General features: G+C 65.4%; 23 protein-coding genes. 6 read left to right on the forward strand and 17 right to left on the reverse strand.

Going from position 1 to position 26072, the window contains the following annotated elements; genetic code table 11:
• Positions 1–3: 3 nt before the first annotated feature.
• Positions 4–1428: an aminotransferase-like domain-containing protein gene (locus OA56_RS00755; RefSeq protein ID WP_461583156.1), complete on the reverse strand. Its 1425-nt coding sequence runs from the start codon at positions 1426–1428 to the stop codon at positions 4–6.
• Positions 1429–1599: 171 nt separating this feature from the next.
• Between OA56_RS00755 and OA56_RS00760 the strand changes: the two genes are divergently transcribed.
• Together OA56_RS00760 and thiI are read left to right on the forward strand one after the other, a co-directional pair.
• Complete coding sequence (locus OA56_RS00760) at positions 1600–5070, forward strand: thiamine pyrophosphate-dependent enzyme (RefSeq protein WP_461583157.1); 3471 nt, start codon at positions 1600–1602, stop codon at positions 5068–5070.
• Between the two features lie 95 nt (positions 5071–5165).
• Positions 5166–6608 carry a tRNA uracil 4-sulfurtransferase ThiI gene (gene thiI, locus OA56_RS00765; protein ID WP_461583158.1) on the forward strand — a complete coding sequence of 481 codons (1443 nt, stop codon included), beginning with the start codon at positions 5166–5168 and terminating at the stop codon, positions 6606–6608.
• 74 nt (positions 6609–6682) lie between these two features.
• Here thiI and OA56_RS00770 read toward each other — a convergent pair whose 3' ends face one another.
• From OA56_RS00770 to OA56_RS00830, 13 genes are all read right to left on the reverse strand, one after another.
• Complete coding sequence (locus OA56_RS00770; RefSeq protein ID WP_461583177.1) at positions 6683–6979, reverse strand: type II toxin-antitoxin system YafQ family toxin; 297 nt, start codon at positions 6977–6979, stop codon at positions 6683–6685.
• Positions 6966–7229, reverse strand: coding sequence for a type II toxin-antitoxin system RelB/DinJ family antitoxin (locus tag OA56_RS00775; protein WP_461583159.1), 264 nt, complete (start codon positions 7227–7229; stop codon positions 6966–6968). The genes OA56_RS00770 and OA56_RS00775 overlap by 14 nt, the downstream gene beginning before the upstream one ends.
• 120 nt (positions 7230–7349) lie before the next feature.
• Complete coding sequence (locus OA56_RS00780) at positions 7350–8564, reverse strand: multidrug effflux MFS transporter (RefSeq protein WP_461583160.1); 1215 nt, start codon at positions 8562–8564, stop codon at positions 7350–7352.
• A 76-nt stretch (positions 8565–8640) separates the two neighbouring features.
• On the reverse strand, positions 8641–9627 hold the full coding sequence (locus tag OA56_RS00785; protein WP_461583161.1) for a DctP family TRAP transporter solute-binding subunit: 987 nt from the start codon (positions 9625–9627) through the stop codon (positions 8641–8643).
• 41 nt (positions 9628–9668) lie between these two features.
• A complete protein-coding gene (locus OA56_RS00790; RefSeq protein ID WP_461583162.1) occupies positions 9669–10949 on the reverse strand; it encodes a TRAP transporter large permease in 1281 nt (426 codons plus the stop codon).
• Positions 10946–11500 carry a TRAP transporter small permease gene (locus OA56_RS00795; protein WP_461583163.1) on the reverse strand — a complete coding sequence of 185 codons (555 nt, stop codon included), beginning with the start codon at positions 11498–11500 and terminating at the stop codon, positions 10946–10948. The genes OA56_RS00790 and OA56_RS00795 overlap by 4 nt, the downstream gene beginning before the upstream one ends.
• 24 nt (positions 11501–11524) lie before the next feature.
• On the reverse strand, positions 11525–11698 hold the full coding sequence (locus OA56_RS00800; protein WP_461583164.1) for a hypothetical protein: 174 nt from the start codon (positions 11696–11698) through the stop codon (positions 11525–11527).
• A complete protein-coding gene (locus OA56_RS00805; RefSeq protein WP_461583165.1) occupies positions 11695–13398 on the reverse strand; it encodes an FAD-dependent monooxygenase in 1704 nt (567 codons plus the stop codon). Before OA56_RS00805 ends, OA56_RS00800 begins: the two co-directional genes overlap by 4 nt.
• Positions 13399–13500: 102 nt before the next feature.
• Complete coding sequence (gene maiA, locus OA56_RS00810) at positions 13501–14154, reverse strand: maleylacetoacetate isomerase (protein WP_461583166.1); 654 nt, start codon at positions 14152–14154, stop codon at positions 13501–13503.
• A 21-nt stretch (positions 14155–14175) separates the two neighbouring features.
• A complete protein-coding gene (locus OA56_RS00815; RefSeq protein ID WP_461583167.1) occupies positions 14176–16512 on the reverse strand; it encodes a cytochrome P450 in 2337 nt (778 codons plus the stop codon).
• 22 nt (positions 16513–16534) lie between these two features.
• A complete protein-coding gene (locus OA56_RS00820; RefSeq protein WP_461583168.1) occupies positions 16535–17683 on the reverse strand; it encodes an ABC transporter substrate-binding protein in 1149 nt (382 codons plus the stop codon).
• Positions 17684–17745: 62 nt separating this feature from the next.
• The gene (locus OA56_RS00825; protein WP_461583169.1) at positions 17746–18759 is read right to left on the reverse strand and encodes a fumarylacetoacetate hydrolase family protein; all 1014 of its coding nucleotides are present in this window, start codon (positions 18757–18759) and stop codon (positions 17746–17748) included.
• 22 nt (positions 18760–18781) lie between these two features.
• Positions 18782–19336 (reverse strand): VOC family protein, encoded by a 555-nt coding sequence (locus tag OA56_RS00830; RefSeq protein ID WP_141055646.1) that lies wholly within the window; start codon positions 19334–19336, stop codon positions 18782–18784.
• A gap of 118 nt (positions 19337–19454) precedes the next feature.
• Between OA56_RS00830 and OA56_RS00835 the strand changes: the two genes are divergently transcribed.
• A complete protein-coding gene (locus OA56_RS00835; protein WP_461583170.1) occupies positions 19455–20363 on the forward strand; it encodes a LysR family transcriptional regulator in 909 nt (302 codons plus the stop codon).
• Positions 20364–20376: 13 nt separating this feature from the next.
• Here the strand turns inward: OA56_RS00835 and OA56_RS00840 are convergent, their stop codons facing one another.
• The 3 genes from OA56_RS00840 to OA56_RS00850 form a co-directional block, all read right to left on the reverse strand.
• Positions 20377–20610 (reverse strand): DUF2783 domain-containing protein, encoded by a 234-nt coding sequence (locus OA56_RS00840; RefSeq protein WP_028875151.1) that lies wholly within the window; start codon positions 20608–20610, stop codon positions 20377–20379.
• Between the two features lie 20 nt (positions 20611–20630).
• Positions 20631–22304 carry an FAD-dependent oxidoreductase gene (locus tag OA56_RS00845; protein WP_461583171.1) on the reverse strand — a complete coding sequence of 558 codons (1674 nt, stop codon included), beginning with the start codon at positions 22302–22304 and terminating at the stop codon, positions 20631–20633.
• A gap of 81 nt (positions 22305–22385) precedes the next feature.
• Entirely contained in the window at positions 22386–23351 is a 966-nt protein-coding gene (locus OA56_RS00850) for an MBL fold metallo-hydrolase (RefSeq protein WP_461583172.1), read from the reverse strand.
• A gap of 142 nt (positions 23352–23493) precedes the next feature.
• On the opposite strand from OA56_RS00850, the gene OA56_RS00855 reads away from it, so the two are divergent.
• From OA56_RS00855 to OA56_RS00865, 3 genes are all read left to right on the forward strand, one after another.
• Entirely contained in the window at positions 23494–24354 is an 861-nt protein-coding gene (locus OA56_RS00855) for an IclR family transcriptional regulator (protein WP_461583173.1), read from the forward strand.
• On the forward strand, positions 24351–25508 hold the full coding sequence (locus tag OA56_RS00860; protein ID WP_461583174.1) for a MalY/PatB family protein: 1158 nt from the start codon (positions 24351–24353) through the stop codon (positions 25506–25508). Before OA56_RS00855 ends, OA56_RS00860 begins: the two co-directional genes overlap by 4 nt.
• Positions 25505–26072, forward strand: a 568-nt coding sequence (locus OA56_RS00865; RefSeq protein ID WP_461583175.1) for an ABC transporter permease subunit, incomplete at its 3' end; no start/stop codon positions are given. The genes OA56_RS00860 and OA56_RS00865, both read left to right, overlap by 4 nt.

The following is a 26072-nucleotide window of genomic DNA, read 5'->3' on the forward strand; positions in this document are numbered from 1 at the left end:
AGCTTACCGCGAAACGACCTCTGCGGAGGCAGCCAGACGGCCCAGCGTCATCAAGGCGTGCTCGACGCGTTCGCTCCATGGCACGGCGCAATTGAGCCGCAGATGGTTGCGGTATCGCCCCGAGGCGGAGAAGAGATGTCCTGGCATGATGCCGACCCCTTCGCGCAGGGCGAGCCGGCACAACACCGTCGCGTCGCTCTCTTCCGGCAACCCGACCCAGAGGACGAATCCTCCCGTGGGTCGACTCACGGTCGTGCCCGGCGGGAAATGGCGGGCGATGGCCGCGGAAAAACGCTGCACCTGGGCGGCGTAGCGCGTGTGCGCTTGGCGCAGGTGGCGATCGTAGCTGCCGTCGGCCATCATTTCGGTCACCGCCATCTGGCACAGCGCCGGCGTACTGACGCTGCTGAACGACTTCATGAACATGACTTCGTCCTGGAATCTGCCGGGCACGCACCATCCCACTCGCAAGCCGGGTGCCAAGGACTTGGAGACCGAGGCGCAGTAGGAGACCAATCCCTGGCGGTCGAAGGCCTTGGCCGCCGGCACCCTCCGTCCCGCTTCGGCCAGATCCCCGAATTCGTCGTCCTCGACCAGTGGGATGCCGCGCTCAGCAAGCATCTCCACCAGACGGCGCTTGTGCTCGAGCGGCATGCTGGCCCCCGAGGGATTGCTGTTGGCCGTCATGAAGGCGCAGGCGCGAATCTCCCACTGCGCCAACGCGAGCTCGAGCGCCTCGAGGCTGACGCCCTCACGCGGATGGGAAGGAATCTCCAGTGCGTGCAAGCCGAGGGATTCGAGCGCTTGCAGCAACCCAACGTAGGTGGGGCTCTCGACGGCGACGGTGTCGCCCGGACGCGTCATCGCCCGCAGGCTCAAGAGCAATGCCTCCTGACCGCCGTTGGTAACCACGATGTGCTCGGGAGAGACGGCACAGCCGGCGTCTGCCATGCGTTTTGCGAGCTCGCGTCGCAGGCAGGCCATGCCGGCGGAGAATTGCATGCCGACGACTTCGGCCATGCGCTCGCGCACCACCCTGCCTATCGCCCGGCGCAGACGTTCCACGGGCAGAAATTCGGCCGACGGAATGGCGGTTCCCAGATCGAGTACCCCCTCGCGCTGACAGAGGCGCAGCACTTCGGCCGCCTCGTGGCGAATCTCCACCGCCACCGGCGGCTGCATCGGCGCCGGGGAAGGTTCTACCGGCGGTGCGATGGCGTCGCGCACATAGTAGCCAGAGCGCGGACGCGATTCGATCAGGCGCCAGGATTCGAGCAGGGCATAGGCGCTCTGCGCCGTGGTCAAGCTCACGCCATGGCGCTCGACCGTCTTGCGCAGCGAAGGGAAACGTTCTCCTGGACGATAGACGCCTTCGCGGATGCGCTCGGCGAGCTCGCAGGCTAGACGGCGATACCTTGGATCCTCCATTCGTTTCTCCACTGACCGGCTCAGTTTCGCGCTTTTTTCACCGGTACAGGCATGAAAAAAGCCATTCTGTACCGACTCAGAGATCACTTTTCTATCCCTGTATTTTTCTCGTCAATATACGTATAAATCCAGTACATGAACAGCCCCAAAAGAGAGATGAAGGAGGAGGTCATGGAATACCGGATCCTCGATGGCAACGAACTGATCATCCAAGGAGGGCTGGAAGCGGGGGTATCGCTCTACACCGGCTATCCTGGCTCGCCGCTGGCCGATTTCTTCAACGTTCTTCAGGCCAGACGCGAAGAACTCACACGGCACGGCGTGCGCGTGGCGATCGCCAACAACGAGGGCAACGCCGCAGCGATGGCTGCCGGCGCAAGACAGGCCGGGCGTGACTGTCTGCTGGCGATGAAGTCGATGGGACTCCAGGTGGCCGCCGATGCCCTCTCGGTGGGCAATTTCGCCGATCCCGGCCCGCGCACCATCGACCCCATCAGCGGCGCCCCGTGCCATGCCGGCGTCGTGGTCGTGGTCGGCGACGATCCTTGGTGTCAGTCCACGGCCACGCCGGCCGATTCGCGCTATCTCTTCAAACATCTGCACATTCCCTTCCTCGAGCCGGCCACACCACAGGAACTGAAGGACGGCATCGCCCTCGCCCTGACGTTGTCGCGCCGCTCCTCGCTCTACGTCGGCGTGGTGGTGCCCACCTTCCTCGCCGAAGGCGGAGGCCGGGTACGCCTTCGCCCTTGGGTACCGTTGCCTCGCGACGCTGCCCGCTTCGACCCCGACACGCTCGATTTGACGCGCAACGTCATGGTTCCGCCCAATTCTCGCGTGGCCGATCGCGAGATGATCCGGGTGCGCTTTCCCCGAGCGCTCGAGGTGCTCGCCCAACTGTCCCTCGATCGCTGCGAGGGAGACGAGACCGCCGAGATCGGGTTCATCGCCGCCGGCCCGGTCTACCCGCGCCTTCGGCAGGTACTCGATGAACTGGGCCTGGGCGAAGAAGTGGCCCTCTACCGGCCGGCCGGTTCCTGGCCCCTCGTCGAGTCGGCGCTCGTACCCTGGCTCGTACGCCGCCGTACGGTGGTGGTCGTCGAAGAAAAACGCGGATTTCTCGAGCAAGAGGTGGCGGCGCTATGCCAGGCGCACGGGCTCGCAGTCCGGGTCATGGGCAAGCGGTTCCGTTTTCCCGACGAGGAGAAAGAGGGGTTCCCCGCCGACGGCGGGCTGAGCCACGAGATCCTGCGTGAGCGGATCGAGGTGCTGCTGCAGCGTCTGCATCCGGCGGCACGCCCGCGGCGCCCGGCCGAGCCCATCGTGCTCCCCGAGACACTGCCGCCGCGCCTGCCGACGTTCTGTCCCGGCTGTCCGCACCGCGAAACCTTGAGTGTGCTCAAGGCCGTGCGCCGTAGCCTCGAGCGCGTCGGCATCCCGCTCGTGACCCACGGCGACGTCGGGTGCTATTCGCTCTCCTTCCTGCCGCCCTTCGGCGAGATGCACGACATCGGCGCCATGGGCCAGGGCGGAGCCGTCGGTGCCGGCACCGACCTCTTCACCGGGACCCCGTCGGTGGTACTGATGGGCGATTCGACTTTCTTCCACACGGGGGTGACCGCCATTTCCAACTCGGTACAACTGGGGCATGACGTGACCTACATCGTACTCGACAATGGTGTCACAGCAATGACCGGCCATCAGGTGGACCCGCGCAGCGGCGAGTCGGTGGAAGGCTTACGTCGGCCGCAGCAGGACATTCTGGGCATGGTGCGTGCAATGGGCGTAACCGAGGCGATCGAGGTCAATCCGAGCGATCGTTATTTCTACCTCAACCTGCTCGCCGACTACGTCCGGCGCCCCGGCACCAAGGTGATCGTCTCGCGCAAGGAATGCGGCCTGACCTACCATGCCCGCCTACGGGCATACGAACGCAAAACGCTCGCCCAAGGCAAGCCGCTGCCAGAGAAAGTGTTCTATCGCGTCAATACGTCGGCCTGCGAGGACTGCCGCGCCTGCGTCGAGGCCACCGGCTGCCCCGGTTTGTCCCGTACCGAAGATGCCTACGGTCCCAAAGTGAGCATCGACCCGCAGATCTGCGTCGCCGACGGATATTGCGCCAAGATCCTCGCCTGCCCCAGCTTCGAGAAGATTCGAGTCATCGATTTTCTGCCGCCGGTAGCGCGCCACGACGAGGCGATCGGGGCCGAAGGGCTTGCGGAACCTTCGTTGCGCAAGACGCTGGAAGATATCGTCGCGGGCAATACCTGGCGCGTCGTGGTCACGGGCGTGGGCGGTTCGGGCGTGACCACCATCACCCGCGTCTTGGCCGAAGCGGCACTCGCGCTCCCGGAGACGCTGGGGTTCAGTTTCATCGACCAGAAGGGGCTGGCGCAGCGCAACGGCCAAGTGACGAGTCATTTGGCGCTGTGCCGCGCCGATGCAGCCAACGATCCGGTCACCCCACGGGGCGGGGCCGACTTGCTGCTCGCTGCCGATCTGCTCGACGGTGCGCATTCCCTCGCCTGGCTTGCCCCCCACGGCTTGGCACTGTGCGAAGAGGACATGCAACTTCCCCTCTCGCTGATGCTCGACGAAGGAGAACGCGAGCCGCCGCTCACCCCGCAGCGGCTGCACGAGTCGTTGCGGCGCGCGCTCGGCGAGCGCCTGCATCTCCTGCCGGCACGGCGCACCGCGGGGCAAAGGCTGGGAAGAAGCGTCTATGCCCCGGCGCTCCTTCTGGGCGCCGCCTGGCAGGCGGGAGCGATCCCTTTCCCCCTCGAAGCGATGCGCGCGGCGTTCGAACGTGCCCTCCCCTCGCGCGAGCTCACCGCGAACTGGCAAGCCTTCCTTCTGGGCAGAAAACTCTTTGCCACCGGCCCCGAGCCGATGCCCGCGGACGAACCCGAAGCCGAACTCGCGCTGCTGCGCACCAGTCTCGTCGAGAGCCTCCCGCCGTGGACATCGGCCGACGCGCTGCTCGCGCGCTTCGAAGACGCCTTGCAGCGCTTGACCCACCTCTTTCCCGAAGTGCCACCGACCCACCTCGCCCGCTACGTCCACGATCTGCTCCTTTACGACCGCGGCGCCACGCTCGAAGGCTACCTGAGCGAGGCGTCACGCGTGGTGCAACGCTACGCGCCAGAGCACCGGGCGCTCGCGCTGCGCGTGCTCACCAGGACGCATTTCGTCAAGGACGAAATATTCATCGCCCATGCGCTCGTCTCGCCGCTCGAAGTAGCGAAACGCCAGCATACCTACGGCCGGCTCGGGCGCAGCCTGCGCGTGTCGCATCCCAACCGGCCTCGCCTGGAACTCTTTGGCAAACGCATCGAAATCACGCTCGAATCCCGGCCGTGGATGCTGCGCCTGCTGCGCCACTGCCGTTTTCTGCGCCGTCTGCCGGGCTGGCACCGGCGCGAACGCGAGATCGCCGAGCATGTCCGCACCTTGCTGCTCGAGGAAATACCCCGCGAGACCGACGTTGGGCTTGCGTTACGCCGGCTCGATGGCATCAAGGGCTACCGCGAAACGCGCTACGAGAAAGCCGAACGCAAACTCGCCGCCTTCGGCCGTCGCGGCACACCGCGCTCCAGGGCCGAAAACCCGGTCGCCGTCCGCCGCGACCTCGCCGCCCGCTGAAACGACCCGCGGCGGGCAGTCCCTCCCGCCGCGGCGGTACGCTTCTCCGGCTGCGCTGCTAGAATCGCCGCTTCCTTTTCCCCGACCATCCCCGCATGCGTTTCCTCCTCAAGCTCTCCCCCGAGATCATCATCAAGAGCACCTCGGTGCGCAAGACGATGACCAAGATCCTCGCCGACAACGTGCGGCGTCTGGCCGAGAAAGACGGCATCGCCTGCCGCGTGCGCCGATTCTGGGACAAGATCGAAGTCGAAGTGGCCGACGAGGACGGCGCGCGGCTGCAGCGGCGGCTGTGCGACACCCCCGGCATCGATCTCGTGCTGCGCGTGCGCGAGCTCCCTTTGTCCGAAGTCTCGCCGCAGGCGGTGGCGCAAGCCGTGGCCGCGGTCGCCGCGCCCTGGGTGGCCGGCAAGACCTTTGCCGTACGCGCCAAGCGCAAGGGGCGGCATGCCTTCACCTCGCTCGAACTCGAACGCACGGCGGGCACCGCGCTCCTTGCCGCCGCACCGGGGGCCAAGGTCGATCTCACGCACCCCGAAGTCACGGTGGCGATCGAACTCTCCGGCGACGTGCTCGAGCTCGTCGAAGGGCGCGAGAAAGGGTTGGGCGGTTTTCCGCTGGGCGCGCAGGGCGAGGCGCTCGCGCTCGTCTCCGGCGGGTTCGATTCGAGCGTGGCCGCCTTTCTCATGCTGCGCCGTGGCATCAAGACGCACTTCGTCTTCTTCGACCTGGGTGGAGCCGAACACGAGGCGGCGGTGCAGCAGGTGTGCTACTACCTGTGGCAGCGCTACGCCCGTTCGCATCCGGCACTCTTCGTCTCCGTGCCCTTCGGCGAGGTGATCGAGCGGCTGCTTTCCGACGTGCGCGAGGGCTACATGGGGGTGATGCTCAAGCGTCTGATGCTGATGGCCGCGAGCCGCCTGGCCGACGAGCTCGGGCTCGACGCGCTGGTGACCGGCGAGAGCCTCGCCCAGGTCTCGAGCCAGACGCTGAGAAACCTCGCCCTCATCGACCGGGCCACCGACAAGCTGGTGGTGCGCCCGGTGGTGGCGCTGCACAAGAACGAGATCATCGCCTGGGCCGAGCGCATCGGTACGCGCTCTTTTGCCGAACATCTGCCGGAACACTGCGCCGTCATCTCCAGGCGGCCGGTGATCCACGGCTCCTTCGAGCGGCTTGCCGAGCTGGAGCAGAACTTCGACTTCACGGTGCTCGATCGGGCGCTCGCCGCGCGCAAGACCTGGAAGATCGAGGCGCTCGCCACGCCACCCGAGGCCGGCGAGGCACTGCCTGTCGTGACACGCAAAGCCCCCGGCGAGATCCTCATCGACATCCGCCCACCCGAGCTCGCCGACGAAGCGCCGCTGCCCGAGGCCGATCTGGTGATCCCCTTCTTCGCCCTGCGCGAGGCGAAGCTGCCCGAAGCGCGGCGCTATCTGCTCTACTGCGATCGCGGCCTGCTGAGCCAATGGCACGGCCGGGCGCTCGCCGCGCGCGGGCTGGACGTGGCGGTGTATCAGCCAGCGCGTTCGCCCTGAGCCGATTCACTGACTCATTGGCCAAACGCGGATCCGTTCTGATGGTCATTGACACTTCTCGGTGGTACAGACCCCTACAGACCGAGTTCCGCATGCGAACCGAGGCGTACCAGAACGAGGCGGCACGGGTTTTCGTCGTCCGCATCGAGGCGTCGGTAAATCAGCACCAGGTCTGGGCGGACGTGGCAGTCTCGATAGTCCTTCCACTTGCCTGCCAATGCGTGGTCACGAAACTTTGCAGGCAGTGGCCTATCGTTTGCCAGCAGCGTGATGACCTGCTTCAATTCGATGTCCAGAATGGCGCGGTATGGCCCTTTGGATGCTCGCCTGAAATCCCGCTTGAATGCGGTCGTGACCTCAATCTTCCGCATGAAGATCGGCGAACAGTTCATCGACGGAATCGAATCGCTGGAGGTTGCCACGCTCGACTTCGGCAAAGGCCTCGAGCGTTTCGGTGTTAGGCTGGAACAGCGTCATTGGAATGCTTTTATCCTGAGCAATGCGGGTCATCAGCACGCGAATGACATCGCTTACGGTCAGGCCAGATGCCCTGATTACCGCATTGGCGGCCTCCTGAATTTCACTCGGCACGCGGGCTTGAACCATACGACTGGTGGCCATGATTTACTCCTTTGATTACTGTACTTCAGTGTAATACATGTGATCAAAGAAGTCTACCTGATGATCCCGCATATTCTTCTGTGATCTTGATTTACTTGTATGAATCCATTGGAACAGGAATCAGCCGGGGCGTTCGCCCTGAGCCGATTCACCGGCCACGAGCCGGGAACGGGGCACGAAGGCGAAGGCGAGCACGCAGAGCATCGCTCCCCAGAAGGCGACCAGGCCGGCGAAGGGCCAGGGCGTGTCGCGCGCCAGCATGCCGAGCACCGCCCCGGTGAGAAAGGCGATCGACATCATCACGAACCCGCTCAGGGCGGAGGCCACGCCCGCCGACTGGGGAAACGCACCGACCGCTCCGCTCTGGCCGCACGGCTGATGGATGCCATGCGCGATCATGAAGCCGCAGAACGGCAGGAGCAACCCCATCGGCCCGCCACGACCGAGCAGCAGCAGGATCACCATCATCACGCCCGCCGCACAGGAGAGCACGCCGCCCGCTTGCACCGTGCGCCTCAGCCCGAAGCGCCCGAGCAGACGGCGGCACAGCACCGTTCCGAAAAGATAGGAGGAGGCGCTGGCGAGCATCACCAGGCTGTATTCGGTGGGTGAAAACCGGTAGAAATTGATGAAGATGAAGGAAGAGCTCGCGAGGAAGGTGAAGAGCCCGCCGTAGGAAGACGAGGCGAGCAAGGTAAAGATCCAGAAATCGCGGTGTCCCAGCACCTCGCGCCAGGCCCGCAGCAGCGCCGCCGGGTGCAGGGCGTGCGGATTGCGCCGCGCCAGCGTTTCACGAAAAACGCGCCAAGTAAATGCCAGCGTGACCACCCCGGCCACGGCCAGCACGAAAAGCGTCGCCCGCCAGCCCAGGACGCGCACCGTCGCCCCGCCGACGAGGGGGCTGAGGCAGGCGAGGAACCCGAGGCCGGAGAAGGCGCGACTCAGGAGTTTCGCCCCCGCCAGGGGATCGTGCAGATCGCGCACGATCGCCCGCCCCGCCATCACAGACGCCCCCAGCGCCACTCCCTGCACCACGCGCCAGCCAAGCAGCTGCGCCATGGAGGTAGCGAAGGTACACCCCAGCGCCGCCACCACGTAGAGCCCCAGCCCTGCGAGCAGGATGGGCTTGCGCCCGAAGCGATCCGACAGCGGCCCCCAGAAGAGCTGCGCCACGCCGAAAGCGAAGAGCATCGCCGCCAGCGTCTGCTGCGCCTGCGGCACGCTCGCCCCCAGGCTCGCCGTAATCCCCGGCAGGGCCGGCAGATAGAGGTCGGTGGTGATCGGCTGCAACCCCAGCAGAAGGGAGAGCAGGACGACGGTTTGCAGTTCGGTCATGCCCCGTGCTCCCGGCAGGGAAACCCGGCACCCCGTCGCTCCCGTCGTGTTCCTCTGCGTCGCATCCTTTTGTCCGTCACTCTTTCCTTCCCAGGAAGGATTCTATCTCTTCCAGAATCGGACCCACTTCGGGCGACTTTCGGTACCCTGACCAGATCGCTCCGGTAGCCGCTTTCATCCGCTGGCGCTCCTCGGGAGAAATCGCGTTGGCCTGCAACCCGGCCTCCTCCATTTTCCGCACGGCCAGGCGATTCTTCTCCCGGGCAATACCACGCTGGAAGGCGGCGGTTTCCCTGGCCGCCTCGACGAGGATGCGCCGGTCATCCTCGCTCAACCTGTCCCAGAATTTCTTGCTCACCAGCGGGAGAAAGGCACCATAGGCATGATTCGTGAGCGAGACGTACTTCTGCACTTCATGAAATTTCAGGGCGTAGGTAACGGCGGGTGGTGTGCTCTGTCCGTCGACCGTCTTCGTCTCGAGCGCGGTGTAAATCTCCGGCACCGGCAATGCCACGGGCGTCGCCCCCAAGGCGGACAAGGTATCCATGGAAAGCTTGGACTGCACGGCCCTGATCTTGAGACCGCTGAAGTCTTCCAGCCGCGTGATCGGATGTTTCGAGTTGGTGAAGGAAAAAAACCCGTTTTCCCAATAAGCCAAACCCACGAGCCCTTTCGGGGGCAGGAGTTCGAGTAGCTTCTGCCCCGGCGGCCCGTCGAGCGCTTTTTCCGCCTCTGCTTCATTCTCGAAGAGGAACGGCAGATCGAGGGCCTCGAACTGCGGCACCAAGCCGGTCAGCGTCGACGTCTGGGGCACCGTGAATTCGATACTGCCTCCCTGCAACGCCGAGGTCACCTGCACGTCGTTGCCGAGCGCGGCATTGTAATAGGGTTTAATGACGATCCGTCCGCCGCTTTTCTGCCGCACGAGCTCGATGAACCTGGCCACCCCCTGTCCTTGATGCGAATCCTCCTGCATCGTGACGGCAAACTTTGCCCGTATCTCGGCCGAATGCGCCGTGCGCAGCGGCAGCGTGAAAACCAGCGGCATCAGGACCGCGGCCATGACTCTTCCCCATTTCGACATGATTTCCTCCCTGGTGTGGTTCAAGCAAGAAAGCGCAGCGGTACCATGACGAGCGCCGGAAACAGGATCATGAGAATCACGAGGATGATCTCTGTCACCATGAAGGGCAACACCCCGTACACGGCCCGCTCCAGCGAAAGTTTGCCGATGGCGCTGATGACATTGAGCACAACGCCGACCGGTGGCATCAGCATGCCCACCGACACGGTCATCATGAAAACGACCCCGAAATAGACGGGATCGATCCCCCCTTGGGCGAGGATCGGCAGAAACACCGGTGTGAGGATGAGGATGACCGGGATGAATTCCAGGGCCATCCCCAGGAAGAAGGTTACGAGGAGCATCACCGCCACCAGGGCTGTCGGGCTGCCCATGAAGGGGTGGAGAATTGCCGTGATCTGCGCGGGAATCTCGGAGATCGTGATGACGTAGGAAGCAACCGCCGACGTCGCCACGAGGATCAGGACGACCGATGTGGTCTTGGTGGCCGCCAGCAAGGCGTGATAGATTTTTTTGGCGTCGAGCTCGCGGTAGATGAATACCCCGACGAAGAGCGCATAGAACACGGCCACCACGGCGGATTCGGTCGGCGTGAAGACCCCGAATTTCAGGCCGCCGATGATGATGACCGGCATCATCAGTGCCCACCCTCCTTCAGCCAGGGCCCGGAGACGTGCCCCCCACGACAGGCGCTGCCGGGCCATCCCTTCCTCCGAACGGCTGAGCCATCCCCATGCGAGAAGCAATGCCGCTCCCATCAGGAGACCCGGAAAGACCCCGGCAAGGAAAAGCTTGGTGATCGAAACGTTTCCGACGACCCCGTAGAGCAGGAACCCGATGGAAGGCGGAATGATCGGCGCGATGATTCCCCCCGAAGCGATGAGACCGCAGGAGCGTTCAAGACCATATCCCGCCTGCCGCAGCATGGGGATGAGAATGGATCCCAGTGCCGCGGTGTCGGCCACGGCGGAGCCGGAGAGACTCGCGAGGATGACCGCGGCAATCACCGCCACGTAGCCCATCCCTCCGCGCAGATGGCCGACGAAGGCCATGGCCATGCCGACGATGCGCCGGGACAGCCCTCCGGCGTTCATCAGCTCCCCCGCGAGAATGAAAAAAGGGACCGCCATCAAGACGAAACTGTCCACGCCGGCGATCGCCCCCTGTACCACGGCCTGGAGATCGAACTCGCCCATTGCCGCCATCACGAGGAGGGATGATGCGAGGATCGCGTAGGCGATCGGCAGCCCGACCGCGATCCCCCCAAGAAGGCTTGCAACGAAAAGCAGCGTCTCCATCATTCCTCCCCAAGGGCTTTTCGTTCTTCTTCCGCCATTTCGACCGCGAGTTCATCCTCACCTTCCGCGATCGCCAGCAAGCGCGGATCCCTTTGCCGCCATGCCACCCACGCGTTCGCGAGCACGATGACGATCAACCCCAAACCGAAGACCGTCGCGGCCAGATAGAGAAGGGCATAGGGAAGGCCGAGAATGGGGTAATGGTTGTCCATGTTGATTCGGGTTTGCAGCCATCCCCCGTAGAGGAACATCCCTCCGAACACGAGCAGGAGCACGGCCCCGGCCACGACGAAAGCCGTGCGGATCAGGGGCGGCAGGCGGCGCAACAGGCCGAGATAGGCGATGTTCTTCCGCTCGAGGGCGGCAAGAATGGCCCCGAGGAAGACGACCCACACGAAAAGGAGACGGGACAGTTCTTCCGCTACCGGCAATCCCGAAGAGAAGAAGTAACGCAACACCACATTGAGGAAGACGAGAAGGGCCATCAGGCCCAGGCTGAGCGCCGTCACCGATTCCAGCGTCAACATCGCGAATCTTCTGAACCAGATGGCCATCACGCCTCTCCCCGTCTGCCGGAATTACAAATCCGCCTTGGCGTTTTCGATGAGCGCGGTCACCTGCCGCGCATCATCCAGCGCATGGGCGGCGAGCAGGGCGAATTTGGCGAGGAAGAGCCGGACCTTGTCTTCGGGGACGGCGTCGATCGTGTCGGCCAGCAGATCGTAGATTCGTTCCAGATCGGCGACGTTCATGCGGATTCTCCCAGGCGGTTGACGAGCCGTTCGAGGGCGGGGGCGATGCGATGGGCGGTGCAGTTGCCCCAACGGGCGGCGACGTGCTGGTCGGGACGCACGAGGTAGGTCGCGCCGTCGGCACTCGCGCCGTATTTGCGCCAGCAGCGGCCTTCGGGATCGGGCAGCGTCAGGTCGGCGCCCTCGACGCGGCGCCGGCCGAGGCTGATGGCGAGCAGGCGCAGCGGCACGCCCCGCGCCCGCAGGCGTTGCTGCAGCGTCGTGACGTCGGCCGGCAGCGCTTCGTGTTCGGTGAAGACGAGCAGGTGGATCGATTCGTCCCAGTGATCGAGCAGGAAATCGTCGAGCCCGAGCTTGACGTTGGGGATCGGCGCTCCATCGACCGGCCCTTCGAGGAAAAGCGCCTGATCGTCGTCACGCGCGTTGAGGCGCGAGCGCGCATAGACGTGCGGGCGGGACGTGCGCCAGTGAAAGAGCGGCCCGACGAAACCGTTCTCGATCGACAGCGACAGCACGGCGTCGCGCATCGTGCGATGGCCCGTGGTGGGCGGCGTCATGAAGCGCGTGCTGCGCCCGGCCTCTTCGATGATCTCTTTGGCGGCACCGACGCGTTCCTCGGAATAGGAGGCGAGCAGGGAGCGGTCGGACCAGCCATATAGCGTGAAGGCGAGTTTCCAGGCGAGGTCGAACGCGTCCTGGAAGCCGGTGTTCGCGCCGCGCACGCCGAAGATGGGCAGCACGTGCGCCGCGTCGCCCACGAAGACGACGTTGCCATGGACGTAGTCCTCAAGGGTGAGGGCACGGGCGGAATAGACCGAGCACCAGTCGAGTTCCCAGGATTTGCCTTCGTAGCCGATCATCCGGAGATGGGCGTCGATGCGCGCCGCGAGCACCTCGAAGCGCAGCGCTTCCTCCGGCTCTTCGCCCTCCGGCAGGCGGAAGTCGATCCGCCAAATGCCGAAGGGTTGGCGGTGCATCAGCACGGTGTTGCCGGGATTCCATTCGGGATCAAAGAAGGCGAGCCGCTCGGTGGGCAGATCGAGGTCGATCTTGATGTCGGCGATCACGAAGCGCCCGGTGTAGGAGGCTCCGACCAGCGAGAGCCCCATCAGGCTGCGCACGCTCGAGCGGGCGCCGTCGGCGGCGACGAGCCAGTCGGTCGAGAGCGTATATTCCCCGCGGGGCGTGTCGATGCGCGCCTCCACCCCATCATCGCGCTGGCTCAGGCCGACGAGCTTGTTGCCCCAGCGCACCTCGACGAGACCGCTGCGGTGCACCTCGTCGAGCAGAAACTCTTCGAGGTATTGCTGCTGCAGGTTGATCATGGGGTAGAAGCGGCTGTCCTCGTCGTGCGGCGCTTCCATGCGGAATACCCGGTGCCCGCGATAGTAGGAGTTGCCGAAGCGCCACGGCAGCCCGACTTCGGCGATGCGGCGTGCCACGCCCGCCTGCTGCAAGATCTCCATCGAGCGACGCGTATAGACGATGGCGCGGCTGCCTTCGCTTACCTGCACTTCCGATTCGATGAGGACGCTGGGGATGCGATAGCGGGCGAGCAGCAGCGCCAGCGTCATGCCCACGGGTCCGGCGCCGACGATGACCACTTTCTGGCGGGGTTGGGCGCCGTGGGGCAGATAAGGAGGGAAGACCTGGTAGCAGTAATAGATGGATTTGCGCGGTTCGTCGTTCGGCTGATGCATTTCCTCCCCCCTTCGGCCGCGAAGAAGACCCCCGGGAGCGCGCGGCGGGACGCTCCACGGACGGGCGGTCTGCGCCGCCCTGATCGGAATGACGGCGCCCTCTCAGGCAGGCTGCGGTGCGTCCGGCTGATGGGCTGGAGCTGCCTGTTGGAACGCCGGCAAGGCTTCGCAGGTTTCGACGATGGCGCGGATGCGCGGAAAGGCATCCAGCGAACATTCGTAGCGCCGGGCATTGAAGACCTGCGGCACGAGGCAACAGTCGGCCAGCGTGGGCGTGTTGCCGTGGCAGAAACGGCCGGTGCGGGAATCGTCGAGCAAGCGCTCGAACGTGCCGAGTCCCCGTTCGATCCAATGCAGGATCCAGTCGAGTTTCTGCTCCTCGCTTGCGCCGAGCCGTTCGGTGAGGTAGCGCAGCACGCCGAGGTTGTTGAGCGGATGCACGTCGCAGGCGATCGTCAGCGCCAGCCCGCGCACCCGCGCCCGCCCCAGCGGATCGGGCGGCAGCAGCGGCGGTTCGGGGTGGGTTTCTTCGAGATACTCGATGATCGCCAGCGATTGCACCAGCACCTCACCGCCGTCGGTCTGCAGCGCCGGCACCAGCCCCCCGGGATGGATCGCCCGGTATTGCGGCCGGTGCTGCTCGCCGCCGTCGCGCAGCAGATGCACCGGCACCGCCTCGTAGCCCAGCCCCTTGAGCGCCAGCGCGATGCGCACGCGATAGGCGGCGGAACTGCGGAAGTAGGTGTAGAGTTTCATCGGCTTCCCCGGCAGGATGGATTACAGGTCGAGTACCAGACGCTCGGTTTTTGCGCGCGAGCAGCAGCACATCATGCGCCGGTTCTCGCGCCGTTCGGCACGGGTGAGTACGCTGTCACGATGGTCGACTTCCCCCTCGACGACCGAGACTTCACAGGTGCCACACAGACCTTCCTCGCAATCGCTTTGCACCTCGATGTTGTAGGCGCGCAGGACTTCGAGCAAGGTCTTGTCGGCCGGAACCTCCAAGGTGAGGCCGGAATTGCGCAGGACGACCTGGAATGGCCGCTCCTTCGTGGGATCGAGGTGCGAGGCTTCACCGAAGAAATGCTCGACACGCAGCACGAGATCGGGTCGCCCCTCGACGAGCCGCTCCAGATCGTCCAGCATGCGCTGCGGTCCGCAGGCATAGATCTGCGTACCGGCAGGCGTGCGGCCGATCAACGCGGCCAGATCGTTGCGCACCCCCTCCCCGCTGACATAACAATGGAGCCGCTCACCGTGGATCTGGCGAAGTTCGTCGGCGAAAACGAGCGAAGCACGCGAACGCGCGCTGTAGTGCAGCTCGTAGTCCGCCCCCAGCTCCCTGGCACGTGCCGCCATCGTCATGATGGGCGTGATGCCGATGCCTCCTGCCAGGAAGAGATAACGAGGAGCGCTCTCGTCGAGGCGGAAACTGTTGCGTGGTCCCCGTACGCGCAGCAACATGCCCGGGCGTACCTGTTCGTGGATCCAGCGTGAGCCGCCGCGGCTAGCGGGATCTCGTTGCACCGCCACCCGCCATACGTCGCGATTCTCCGGATCGCTACATAAGGAATACTGCCGCGAGCGTTCAGGGTCGCCGCATTCGATGTCGATGTGCGCGCCGGGAGACCAGCTCGGCAAGGGACGCCGGTCGGGGCGAGCCAGATGCAGGACGACGATGTCCTCCGAGGGGCGCTCGACCGCCGCGACCTCCATGGTCCGCACGACATCCTTCGCCCGGGGAGGGCCGATGCGCAAGGGTTGACGCAAGCTGAGGATGCCGGGATCGCGCCGTTCGGGATTCTGCGCCGGGTCCCATTCGACCCACAGATGGCGCGGTGCGCGGAAGGAGACGTTGTGCAGGTAGTCGAATCGCTGCTCGGCCAGGCGCATGTGCGGCAGACGGCGGGAGAGTTCCTCGATCATGATCTGCATCTCCATGCGACCGAGGTTCTTGCCAAGGCACTGGTGCGCCCCGTAGCCAAAGTTGAGATGCTCGGAGGCGTTGCCGCGGCCGAGGTCGAAGAACTCGGGATCGTCGAAATGCGAGGGATCGTGGTTGGCCGAGGCGACGATCATGAGGATGTTTGCTCCGGCCGGCAGACGCACTCCCTCCACTTCCACCTCCCGGGTGGTGCGACGCCTCCACCCCGCCACCGGTCCGTTGTAGCGCAGGCATTCCTCGACCGCCGCCGGAATGAGGGAGGGATCGGCGCAGATCTCGCGCCAGTCGGTTTCGTGCTCCAGCAGGGTCTTGAGGGCGTTGGTGGTGGCAAACACCGTCGTCTCGTGAGCTGCGACGATGATCGCCTGCATCATCGAGTGCAGGTAGGAATCGGTGACGACATCAGGGTAGAGTTTTTGCTGGCGGATCGAATAGCGCATCCAGCCTGGGCCGTCGACGGTGCGCCGCATCTTCTCGAGCACTTCCCCGCAGAACTGCCAGAACTGCCCCACCGTCTCGGCCACGGCGAGCTGTTCTTCGGGAGAAGGGCGACCGAAGGCATTCACGGTATGGGCGATGGCGAAACGGCGCATCTTCTCCCGGTCGTCGTCATCCACTCCGAGAAAGTGCAGAGCGACGGTGAAAGGGACTTCCCAGATCATCTGGTCGACGAGATCGGCACGGCCCTCGTCGATGAACCGATCGACGGCACGGCGTACCAGCTCGCGCACCATGGGCTCGTGTTCCGCCAGGTGCTCGGGCGTGAAAGGCTCCATCAACACCCGCCGCCGCTCCAGGTGCATCGGCTCGTCTTCATTGACCAGGGTACGGTTGAAGGCGTAGCCATAGCGCTCGAGCACCCGACGCACTTCGGGCGAAGGCTGCGCAAAGGATTGCAAGACGTTGGCCGGACTGAAGGTTACCGGATCGCGGAAGATCTGCTTGATCGTGTCGTAGCGTGCCACTACCCAATAATCGAGCTTGGGTGCGTAGAAAATGGGCGCCTGCTCACGCGCCCAACGAACGAATTGCGCCGGATCGGCCATGTAAGCGTCTTGGAACGGATCGAAGTCCTGCGCCATTAGATGCACGGGACAACCATTGCTCGACGGGGCATCGTGGGCAACCGGACAGCGACCGACTGCCGTTCCTCTGAGTTCTGTTTCCATGTCTGCTCCTTGGATCATCGCGTCAGCGCACGTATTCCCAGCCACCGTTGGTGATGCGCACCATGACGCGCGCCCGATCATCCAGACCTTGGTGACCTCGGGGCGAGAGGGTGAAGACGCCGTTGGCCGCGGGGAGCTCTTTCGTCGACTCGATCCCGTCACGCAGGGCGGTGCGGAATTCCGGCGTACCGGGTTTGGCTTTCTGCAATGCGGCGGGGAGGGCGGCCTCGATCAGTTTCCACGCATCCCAGGCATAGGCGCCGAATTGGCTGACCGATCCTTTGCCGAATTTCTCCTCGTACGCACCGTAGTAAGCCATCGAGCTCGTCTTGACCGGATGCTCCTGAGGCAGCTGCGGCGCCACGACCACGGGGCTCGCCGGCAGGAAAGTCCCTTCGCAGTCGCGTCCGCACACGCGCAGAAAGTCGTTGTTGGCCACACCGTGAGTCTGATAGTAGAACCCTTTGTACCCTCGCTCCTTCAGCGTCTTCTGCGGCAAGGCGGCAGGGGTACCGGCGCCGGCCACGAGGATCGCGTCGGGATTGGCGGCCAGCATTTTCATTACCTGCCCCATCACGGAGGTATCGGTACGGTTGTAGCGCTCGTTCACGACGAGTTTGAGGCCATGCTTTTCGGCCGCTGCGCTGAAATTCTGGTACCAACTCTCGCCGTAGGCATCGGCGAAACCGATGAAGCCGACCGTCTTGATGCCTTGTGCCGCCATGTGCTCGGCGATGGCCCGGGCCATCATCCCGTCATCCTGGGTCGGTTTGAAGACCCAGCGACGTTTTTCATCCATGGGGGAGAGGATCCGGTCGCTCGCCCCGAGTGAGAGCATCGGCACCTTGTTCTCGGCCACCACGTCGATGATGGCGAGTGAGGTCGGGGTGTTGCTGCCCCCGATGATGGCATCGACGCCGTTCTCACCGATGAGCTTGCGGGCATTGCTCACCGCGAGCGTGGGATCGGAAGCGTCATCGAGTATCACGTAGTCGATGCGCTGACCGGCGACTTCCTTCGGCAACAATTCCAACGTATTCTTCGGTGGAATCCCCAACGAGGCGAGAGGCCCAGTCATCGAGAACGTCACGCCAATTTTCACCTGCGCCATCGCGGTGAGACTCGTGAATCCCATCACCGCGGCCAAGACTAAGGCTTTCGTTTTTCCCATTGCTCGTCTCCTCTACACCCTCCTCTTCGGGAGGATCGATTCGTTGAAAAACGCCTTCTGCTTTATCGTCCCACCCCCCTCACCCGGTTGCGGATGCTGCCGAAGATCGAGGCACCGCTGGCGTCGTGCATCGCGATCTCGACCGTGTCGCCAGGGCGCATGAAGGGCGTCTGCGGCGCGCCCGACTCGATGGTCTCGTACATGCGCACCTCCGCGATGCAGCAGTAGCCCACGCCGCCGTTCTCGATCTTGGAGCCGTAGAGTCCGCCCTGCTTGTTGGAGACGGTGCCCGAGCCGACGATGCTGCCGGCCTCCATCTCGCGCGTCTTCGCGGCATGCGCGATGAGGCGTCCGAAGTCGAAAGTCATGTCGACGCCGGCGTTCGGCCGGCCGAAGGGGCGGCCGTTGTATTGGACTTCGAGCGGCAGGTGCAGCTTGCCGTCGCGCCAGGCCTCGCCCAGTTCGTCGGGGGTGACCGCCACCGGGCTGAAGCTGGAGGCGGGCTTGGACTGGAAGAAACCGAAGCCTTTGGCGAGCTCGCCGGGCACGAGGTTGCGCAGGGTGACGTCGTTGACGAGCAGCACGAGGCGGATCGTTTCGAGCGCGGCCTTGGGGTCGATGCCCATCGGCACGTCGCCGGTGATCACCGCCACTTCGGCCTCGAAGTCTATCCCCCAGGATTCGTCGGCGACGATGTCGTCGCACGGTCCGATGAAACTGTCGGAGCCCCCTTGGTACATCAGCGGGTCGTCGTAGAACGAGGCGGGAACTTCGGCCCCCCGCGCCTTGCGCACGAGCTCGACGTGGTTGAGATAGGCCGAGCCGTCGGCCCACTGGTAGGCGCGCGGCAGCGGGCTGTGGCAGGCGGCGGGGTCGAAAGGACGGGCGTCCTTCAGGGCACCGCGTTCGAGCAACTCGGCGACGAGCGCCAGATCGTCGCGTACTTCGTCCCAGCGATCGAGTGCCTCCTGCAGCGTGCGGGCGATGGCGCCGACGGGGTAGCAGCGGCCGAGGTCACGGCTGACGACGACGAGCGTGCCGTCGCGCCCGCCGCTTTTGAGCGTGGCGAGTTTCATCGGTCGGAAATCTCCAAAGGATTCAGGCGAGCGGGAACATCTCTTTGTAGCGGCCGTCGTGCATCCAGCGCGCATGCTTGGGCGCTTTCTTCGTCTTCGACCACTCCTCAAGCATCTCCCATTTCACCTCGTCGAGCGCCTCTAGCATGCCCGGTCGTAGCGTATTGCAGGCGAGCTCGAGGCGATGGCCATTCGGATCGAAGAAGTAGATGGACTGGAAGAGGGCGTGATCGACCGGGCCGATCACTTCGATGCCGTCGGCCTCGAGCCGCTCTTTCGTCGCCAGCAGGTCTTCCATCGAGGCAACCTCGAGCGCGAGATGCTGGGTCCAGGCCGGCGTATTGGGATCGTGGCCCATCGGCGGCCGCGTGGGCAGCTCGAAGAAAGCGAGCACGTTGCCATTGCCGGCATCGAGGAAGATGTGCATGTACGGATCCGGCTCTTTCGTCGAGGGAACCTGGTCTTCGGCGATCGACAGGATCAGCTTCATGCCGAGGTATTTTTCATACCAGCGGGCGGTTTCGAGGGCGTCCTTGCAGCGATAGGCGGCGTGGTGGATTTTCTGGATGAGTGCCATGGCGTCTTCCTCCGTGTGGGGCCGGATGACTCCTCCGACCATCAGTCATGCTTGCATTGTATTGCCGAAAAACTTATAGTTTCAACGGTTTTTTTCGATCGATTAATCGGATGTGACGATGAATGTCACCCTGCGCCAGTTGCGCGCTTTTCTTGCGGTCGCACGGTTCGGTAGTTTCACCGTCGCCGCCGAGCATCTGTACACCACGCAGTCGGCCTTGAGCGGTTCGATCAAGGAGCTGGAGAATGCCTTGGGCGTGCAGCTTTTCGACCGCAGCACCCGGCGCGTGCAGCTCACCGAAGTCGGGCGCGAACTCTATCCGCTGGTGGAGAAAATCCTGGCCGATCTGGACGCCGTGCTGCACGAAGTGGCCACGCTCAAGGCGCTCAAGCGCGGCATCGTGCGCATCGCCGCGCCGCAGTTGATGGCGGCCACCCTGCTGCCAGAAGTGCTCGCGAGCTTCACGCGCGAGTTTCCGCACGTGGCGATCCGCCTCATCGACTGCGGCGTGGAATCGGTCCCGGCCTGCGTGCTCTCGGGCGAAGCCGACCTGGGCGTGGGGCCGGAGCGGGACGTACCCGGCGAAATCGAGGCGGAGCTCCTGTTCGTTCAGCCCTTTCACGCCGTCTTCCCACCGGGCCATCCCCTCGCGGCGCAGGAGGTAGTGCCGTGGCGGCGGCTGGCGGAGTTTCCTCTCATCACCTTGCAGGGGCAATTCACGGAGAAACTCTCGCGGGACCTGCATGAGGTGGTGCGCGACCTCGATCTGCATCCGGATACGACCGTGGCCTTCATGTCGACGGCGCTCGCCATGGTGTCGATCGGCCTGGGGGTGACGATCTGCGTCTCCTATGCCGAACCCATGGTGCGCCGCTATGGCCTGGAAATGCGGCGTCTGACCGAGCCGGACGTGCATCGCCGTTTCTTCGTCTTCACGCGGCACGGCCGGGCACTGTCGCCGGCCGCCGAGGCGTTCCACATCCATCTGCGGCGCTTCGTCGGCAACGGCACCGCGGCCGGGGTGTAGCCCCGGCCGCGCCTCAGCCGCCCACGACGTCTTCGCGCGCGAGACGGATCGCCTCGCGCAGCAGATCGACGTCGCCGACGTGGTTGGCGAGCAGCAGCACGAGGCGGGCGTTCACCAGAGCGCTCTGTTCCTCGTCGAGGTCGCGGTGCGCCTCGATGAGCGCCTCGTAGAAAGCATCGCCCGCTTCATACCCGTAGAAAGTGCGGGTACGGGGTTCGCGGAAATTGTATTCCAGAGTGATCATCATCCTCTCCTCCTCTCTTGCATTCAGGCACGCTGACCGCTGGCACGGCGCAGCGCGGCCTCGATCGCGGCAGGGTCGAAGCGGCGCCAGCGGGCGGCGACGTGCTGATCGGGGCGAACGAGATAAACGGTGCCCGGTTGCAGGTCGTAGCGCTCGCGCACTCTCCCCTTGACGTCGTGCAGGGTCTCGATGCCGCCGGGCGCGCCACCCTCGCGGGCGATGACGATCGGCTCGACGGGAATCGCCCCACGGCGCAGGGCGGCGAGCCCTTCGGCGGTGGCGGCATCGAGCGCGGCCGCATCGTCGAGTGCGATCATGAGCCGGAATCCCTGACCGAAGTGCGGCAGCAGCCAGGGCGAGCCGCCGCCGGGGGTCGACACGGGGGCATCGTCCATCGGCGCGCCGGGCACCATGCGGCCGGCAAAGGCGTCGGCATCGGTCGTATTGAGGGGGGAGTCGACATAGAACGAGGGCACCGACAGCCGGCCGGAATTGACCAGCCCCCGGGCGAAGGGGTGGTGCCGGGCCAGACCGAGCACGGCATTGCGGAACGTCTTGCTAACGTTGCCCTTGGGGGTGATGAAGTCGGTCGAGCGCGTGGAGTTGCGGATGTTCTCATCGGCAGCATAGGTGCGCTCGTCGCTATAGGTATCGAGCAGGGCCGCGGGCGCCTTGCCCTGCATCACCAGTTCGAGCTTCCAGCCGAGGTTGTCGACGTCCTGGATGCCGGAATTGGCGCCACGCGCCCCGAAGGGCGAGACCTGGTGCGCCGAATCGCCGACGAAGAGCACGCGCCCATGGTTGAAGCGCTTCATGCGGCGGCACTGGAAGGTGTAGACGCTCACCCATTCGAGCTCGAATTCGCGGTCGTCACCGAGCATGGCGCGGATGCGGGGGATGACGCGCTCGGGTTTCTTCTCTTCCTCCGGATCGGCGTCCCAGCCGAGCTGGAAGTCGATGCGCCACACGTCGTCGGCCTGGCGGTGCAGCAATACGGACTGACCGGGGTGAAACGGCGGGTCGAACCAGAACCAGCGCTCCGGCGGGAAGTCGGCCTTCATGACGACGTCGGCGATGAGGAACCGGTCCATGAAGATCTTGCCTTCGATGTCCAGGCCGAGCATGCGCCGGATGGGACTGCGCGCACCGTCGGCGGCGATCAGCCAGTCGCAGGACAGGGCATAGGCCCCGGCGGGCGTCTCGACGCGCACCGTGACGGCGTCTTCGCCGGGCGTGACACCGATCACGGTGCTCTTCCAGCGCAGATCGATGTTGGGTAGCTCGCGGGCGCGGTCGATCAGGTATTCTTCGAGATAGTATTGCTGCAGGTTCACCATGCCGGGACGGTGATGATCCGGCTCCGGCACCAGGTTGAAGCGAAAGACTTCCTCGTCACGAAAGAAGGTGCGGCCGACGTTCCACGACACACCTTTTTGCACCACGCGCTCGCCCACGCCGTAGCGGTCGAGGATCTCGAGCGCGCGCTTGGCATAGCACACGCCGCGCGAGCCGATGCTCACGGTGTCGTCTTCGTCGAGCACCACCACCGGGATGTTGCGCTGCGCCAGATCGATGGCGGCGCTCAGGCCCACCGGCCCAGCGCCGACCACGATCACCGGCACGTGCCGGGTTTGCGGGGAATCCAGCTCGGCTGGACGCACGAACGGGAACTTGGGATACTGATATGTTTTCAGCACGGTTTCCTCCTCCTTTGGCGTGGTCTTCGCCCTCGTCTCTCGCGGGCGCGGCTGCGTGGCCGCGCCTCTGCTTTTCCCGTTTCAGCCTTCTTGCAGCGCGTGCCACATCTGCCGGTCACGCTCGGCGGTCCAGATGCGCGGATCGCGGATGCCGCTCGCCTCGTCATAGGCACGGGTGACATCGAACGGCAGGCAATGCTCGTAGATGAAGACGTGGCCGAACTTCGGGTCCATCACGCTGCGGGTGTATTCCATGGTTTTCTTGAGATCGTAGCCGCGCGCCACCGCCTCCTGGGCGCAGCGATAGAGCGTGGTGACGAAGTCGCGCGTGTATTGGAACCCCGCGCGCACCGCCGCCTCGTCCTTGAGCGCCGGCCCGCGCCCCGGCACCACTTTGGCCGGCTGCAGCGCTTCGAGCCGATCGAGCGTGGCCGGCCAGTCGGCAAGGTAGGCATCGCCCGTATAGCAGGCGGCTTCGGCCTCGATCAGGTCGCCGGAGAAGAGCACGCGCTCCTGCGGCAGCCAGACCGCCGTGTCCCCCTTGGTGTGCCCGGCACCCGGATGCAGGATGCGCACTTCGAGCGAGCCCATCCACAGGGTGATTTCTTCCTTGAAAGTGAGCGTGGGCCAGGTGAGACCGGGGATGCTCTCCACCGCGCGAAAGAGCCGGGGAAAACGCCCGATCTCGGATTCCATGTCCTGCTGGCCGCGCTCGCGGATGAGCTCGTAAGTGGGATAGCTGGCGATGATGTGTTCCAGTCCCTCGTCGCGATAGCCGGAAGCGCCGAGCACGCGCACCGCATGGTAGTGCGTGAGCACAACGTATTTGATCGGCTTGTCGGTGACCTCGCGCACCTTGGCGATCACCGATTTGGCCATCACGGGGGTGGCGGTGGCATCGATGATCATCACCGAGTCGTCGCCGATCACCACGCCGGTGTTGGGGTCACCTTCGGCGGTGTAGGCCCAGGCGTGTTCGGAGAGGCGTTCGAACGAAACCGGTTTCTCTTCGAGGTCGGCCACCGAGGCAAAGGCTTTGGTATTCATGGATCGCTCCTCCTGTCGATGCGTTTTATCTTGGCACGTGATTCATCATGTGTCAATCGATTCGTTTATGGTGAATTTCGATCATGCCAACGTTTCGGGCTATGATTGATGCCCGAAGCGCGTTTGACTACACGAGATCCGCATGGAACGAAACGAACCCCTCGCGCCGGAGAACGGCGTGCGCGAGCGCCGCGGCATCCAGTCGATCGAGGTCGGCGGGGCGCTGCTCGCCGCGCTGGAAGCGCATGGTGCGCCGATGATGCTGCGCGATCTGGCCGCGGCTGCCGGCATGTCCCCGGCCAAGGCCCACCCTTATCTGGTGAGCTTCGGCAAACTCGGCCTGGTGGAGCAGGATCCGCTCACCGGTCGCTACAAACTGGGCCCCTTCGCCCTGCGCCTGGGGCTCACCGCCTTGCAGGGTCTCAATCCGCTGCGTGCGGCCGTGGAAGTCTCCGCCCGCCTCGCCGACGAGACCGAACAGAACGTGGCCATTGCCGTGTGGGGCAACGTCGGCGCCACGGTGGTGGCCATCGAGGAATCGGCCCGCGCCATCCACGTGAACATGCGCCCCGGCACCGTGATGGGGCTGCTCACCACCGCCACCGGCCGCGTCTTCGCCGCCTGGCTTCCTGCGCGCCTCACCCGCCCGCTCATCGAGCGCGAGCTCGAACGTCTCTCGGGCGGGCGCGAGCCTTTGCGTCTGTCGCGGTCCTTCGTCAACGAGACGCTCGAAGAAGTGCGCCGCCACGGCATGGCGCGCGTGCTCGGCCATCCGATCCCGGGCATCAATGCCTTCTCCGCCCCCGTGTTCGACGCCTTCGGGCATCTGACGCTGGCGCTCACCATGCTCGGCCCGGAGAGCCGTTTCGACGCTTCCTGGGAAGGGCCGCTCGCTCAGGCCATGCGCCGCGCCGTCGCCGACATCACCGCGCGCATCGGCGGCAAACCGCCTCAGGCCGAAGAGACCGCCGGAGCGGTGCCAAGCAAGGAGCCCGCCGCATGAGCCCCGCCTACGACTTCGACGCCGCTCCCGACCGCTCAACGATCCCCGGCGAGAAATGGGGGCGCTACGCCGGGCGCGACGTGATTCCCATGTGGGTGGCCGACATGGACTTCGCCGTCGCGCCCGAGATCCAGGAAGCGCTGGCGCGCCGGCTGGCGCACCCGGTCTATGGCTACACCGACCCTTGGCCTTCGCTCGTGGAAGCGGTGTGTGCCGGCATCGCGCGCGATCATGGCTGGACGATCGCCCCCGAATGGCTCGTGTGGCTGCCAGGGGTGATCCCGGGCTTTCACTTCGGCTGCGCCATCGCCCCGGGGGAAGCCATCGTCACGCACACGCCGGTCTATCCGCCTTTTCTCGCCGCGCCGGCCAACGTCGGCAAGCGCTTGCGCGCGGTCGATCTGGTGTGCGCCGAGGGGTGCTGGGTGCACGACGAGGCGGCCATGGCCGCGGCCTTCGCGCCGGGCGACGTCGGCGCCTTGCTGCTCTGCCATCCGCACAATCCCACAGGGCGGCTGTGGGATGAAAGAGAGCTGGCGTGGCTGGCGGAGCTGGCGCTGTCCCACGGCGCCATCCTCGTGAGTGACGACATCCACGCCGGGCTGGTGCTCACGCGCGAGCGGCGCCACCGCCCCATCGCCACGCTGGCCCCCGAAGTGGCCGCGCGCACGATCACCCTCTTCGCCCCTTCCAAAACCTGGAACGTCCCGGCGCTGCAATGCGCCTTCGCCGTGATTCCGGACGAGGCGCTGCGTGCACGCTACCGCCGGGCGCTGCGCGGACGCATCCCCTCTTCGCCCAACCTCTTCGGCCTGGTCGCCACCGAGGCGGCCTACCGCGACGGCTGGGCCTGGCGCGAGGCGCTCCTCGAGTATTTGCGTGGAAACATGGCGTTTGCCCTGGAGTCGATCCGGGCACTGGATTTACCGGTGGCCGAGCCGGAAGCGACCTACCTCTTGTGGATCGACGTGCGCCGCCTGGGGCTCGAGGATGCGGCGGCGCACTTCGAAGCCCATGGCCTGGGGCTTTCCGATGGCGCGGCCTTTGGCGCTCCCGGCTTCGTGCGCCTGAATCTCGGCTGCCCGCGCTCGCGGCTCGCCGAGGGGCTGAGGCGCTTTGCCCGGGCGGTCGAGGCCGCGCGCCAACGGCCATGAGCCTCGCGCCGGAGGTCGTGCTCGGCGGTGCCGCCCAGGGCTGCCTCTACGGCTTGACGGCGCTCTCCCTCGTCTTCCTCTATCGCGCCACCGGCGTGCTCTCCTTCATGCAGGGGGAAGCGATGGCAGCCGGCGCCTACGTGGCGGTGGGGCTTGCGGCCTTGGGGGCACCGCTCGCGCTCGCCGCCCTCGGGGCGATCGCCGCCGGCTACGCCTTCGGGGCGCTCGCGGCGCGCTGCGCCCTCGAACCGGTGCGCACGCGTGCGCCCTGGGTGGCGACGCTCGCCACCTTCGGTCTGGCGCTCGCGCTGCGCGGCGTGCTCCTGAGCCTGCCGGCCGCCACCCAGGGCTGGTACCGTTTCGACTGGGTGGGCGAAGGGCGCTGGCTGGGGTTGGCGGCGCGCCAATGGGCGGTGATGCTCGCCGCCGCCGGCGTGGCCGCGGCCTTTGCCCTGCTGCTGCGCGGCACCGACTGGGGACGGCGCGTGCGCGCGAGCACCGAAGATGCCGTGACGGCCGAGCGGCTCGGCATCGACGTCGCCCGGCTGCGGCGGCAAGCCTGGG

This window comes from Tepidiphilus sp. HLB4, from assembly GCF_054823945.1.

What these genes read in the sequence shown, in the direction of transcription:
- OA56_RS00755 (WP_461583156.1), bottom strand. Translation starts at nt 1,428, where the DNA reads ATGGAGGATCCAAGGTATCGCCGTCTAGCCTGCGAGCTCGCCGAGCGC.
- OA56_RS00760 (WP_461583157.1), top strand. Translation starts at nt 1,600, where the DNA reads ATGGAATACCGGATCCTCGATGGCAACGAACTGATCATCCAAGGAGGG.
- thiI (WP_461583158.1), top strand. Translation starts at nt 5,166, where the DNA reads ATGCGTTTCCTCCTCAAGCTCTCCCCCGAGATCATCATCAAGAGCACC.
- OA56_RS00770 (WP_461583177.1), bottom strand. Translation starts at nt 6,979, where the DNA reads ATGCGGAAGATTGAGGTCACGACCGCATTCAAGCGGGATTTCAGGCGA.
- OA56_RS00775 (WP_461583159.1), bottom strand. Translation starts at nt 7,229, where the DNA reads ATGGCCACCAGTCGTATGGTTCAAGCCCGCGTGCCGAGTGAAATTCAG.
- OA56_RS00780 (WP_461583160.1), bottom strand. Translation starts at nt 8,564, where the DNA reads ATGACCGAACTGCAAACCGTCGTCCTGCTCTCCCTTCTGCTGGGGTTG.
- OA56_RS00785 (WP_461583161.1), bottom strand. Translation starts at nt 9,627, where the DNA reads ATGGCCGCGGTCCTGATGCCGCTGGTTTTCACGCTGCCGCTGCGCACG.
- OA56_RS00790 (WP_461583162.1), bottom strand. Translation starts at nt 10,949, where the DNA reads ATGATGGAGACGCTGCTTTTCGTTGCAAGCCTTCTTGGGGGGATCGCG.
- OA56_RS00795 (WP_461583163.1), bottom strand. Translation starts at nt 11,500, where the DNA reads ATGGCCATCTGGTTCAGAAGATTCGCGATGTTGACGCTGGAATCGGTG.
- OA56_RS00800 (WP_461583164.1), bottom strand. Translation starts at nt 11,698, where the DNA reads ATGAACGTCGCCGATCTGGAACGAATCTACGATCTGCTGGCCGACACG.
- OA56_RS00805 (WP_461583165.1), bottom strand. Translation starts at nt 13,398, where the DNA reads ATGCATCAGCCGAACGACGAACCGCGCAAATCCATCTATTACTGCTAC.
- maiA (WP_461583166.1), bottom strand. Translation starts at nt 14,154, where the DNA reads ATGAAACTCTACACCTACTTCCGCAGTTCCGCCGCCTATCGCGTGCGC.
- OA56_RS00815 (WP_461583167.1), bottom strand. Translation starts at nt 16,512, where the DNA reads ATGGAAACAGAACTCAGAGGAACGGCAGTCGGTCGCTGTCCGGTTGCC.
- OA56_RS00820 (WP_461583168.1), bottom strand. Translation starts at nt 17,683, where the DNA reads ATGGGAAAAACGAAAGCCTTAGTCTTGGCCGCGGTGATGGGATTCACG.
- OA56_RS00825 (WP_461583169.1), bottom strand. Translation starts at nt 18,759, where the DNA reads ATGAAACTCGCCACGCTCAAAAGCGGCGGGCGCGACGGCACGCTCGTC.
- OA56_RS00830 (WP_141055646.1), bottom strand. Translation starts at nt 19,336, where the DNA reads ATGGCACTCATCCAGAAAATCCACCACGCCGCCTATCGCTGCAAGGAC.
- OA56_RS00835 (WP_461583170.1), top strand. Translation starts at nt 19,455, where the DNA reads ATGAATGTCACCCTGCGCCAGTTGCGCGCTTTTCTTGCGGTCGCACGG.
- OA56_RS00840 (WP_028875151.1), bottom strand. Translation starts at nt 20,610, where the DNA reads ATGATGATCACTCTGGAATACAATTTCCGCGAACCCCGTACCCGCACT.
- OA56_RS00850 (WP_461583172.1), bottom strand. Translation starts at nt 23,351, where the DNA reads ATGAATACCAAAGCCTTTGCCTCGGTGGCCGACCTCGAAGAGAAACCG.
- OA56_RS00855 (WP_461583173.1), top strand. Translation starts at nt 23,494, where the DNA reads ATGGAACGAAACGAACCCCTCGCGCCGGAGAACGGCGTGCGCGAGCGC.
- OA56_RS00860 (WP_461583174.1), top strand. Translation starts at nt 24,351, where the DNA reads ATGAGCCCCGCCTACGACTTCGACGCCGCTCCCGACCGCTCAACGATC.